Genomic DNA, 1,045 nt, shown 5'->3' on the forward strand with positions numbered 1-1,045 from the left:
GTTGCAGGTGTAGACCCGAAACCCGGTGATCTATCCATGGGCAGGTTGAAGGTTGAGTAACATCAACTGGAGGACCGAACCGACTTATGTTGAAAAATGAGCGGATGACTTGTGGATGGGGGTGAAAGGCCAATCAAACCGGGAGATATCTGGTTCTCCTCGAAAGCTATTTAGGTAGCGCCTCGAGCGAATACCATTGGGGGTAGAGCACTGTTAAGGCTAGGGGGTCATCCCGACTTACCAACCCTTTGCAAACTCCGAATACCAATGAGTACTACTCGGGAGACACACGGCGGGTGCTAACGTCCGTCGTGGAAAGGGAAACAACCCAGACCATCAGCTAAGGTCCCAAAGTTATTGCTAAGTGGGAAACGATGTGGGAAGGCTTAGACAGCTAGGATGTTGGCTTAGAAGCAGCCATCATTTAAAGAAAGCGTAATAGCTCACTAGTCGAGTCGGCCTGCGCGGAAGATTTAACGGGGCTAAGCAATACACCGAAGCTATGGGTTTGCTAGTTTACTGGCAAGCGGTAGAGGAGCGTTCTGTAAGCCGTTGAAGGCGAAGGGGTAACCCACGCTGGAGGTATCAGAAGTGCGAATGCTGACATGAGTAACGATAAAGGGAGTGAAAAACTCCCTCGCCGAAAGACCAAGGTTTCCTGTCCAATGTTAATCAGGGCAGGGTAAGTCGACCCCTAAGGTGAGGCCGAAAGGCGTAATCGATGGGAAACAGGTTAATATTCCTGTACTTCTGCTAACTGCGATGGAGAGACGGAGAAGGCTAGGCTAGCGCGGCGTTGGTTGTCCGCGTTTAAGGTTGTAGGTTGTATTCTTAGGCAAATCCGGGGATACGCATTAAATTGCAAGACTGAGGACTGATGACGAGACCCTAAGGGGTTGAAGTAGTTGATGCCATGCTTCCAGGAAAATCTTCTAAGCTTCAGGTTAGTAGGAATCGTACCCCAAACCGACACAGGTGGTTGGGTAGAGAATACCAAGGCGCTTGAGAGACTCGGCTAAGAACTAGGCAAATGGTACCGTACTTC

General features: G+C 50.0%; 1 rRNA gene. It reads left to right on the top strand.

Going from position 1 to position 1,045, the window contains the following annotated elements:
- Positions 1-1,045: ribosomal RNA gene (locus KT99_RS19815) — 23S ribosomal RNA — on the top strand; the annotation flags it as partial.

Origin of the sequence: Shewanella benthica KT99 (assembly GCF_000172075.1) — a bacterium.
In the GTDB taxonomy this organism is placed as follows: Bacteria; Pseudomonadota; Gammaproteobacteria; order Enterobacterales; family Shewanellaceae; genus Shewanella; species Shewanella benthica_A.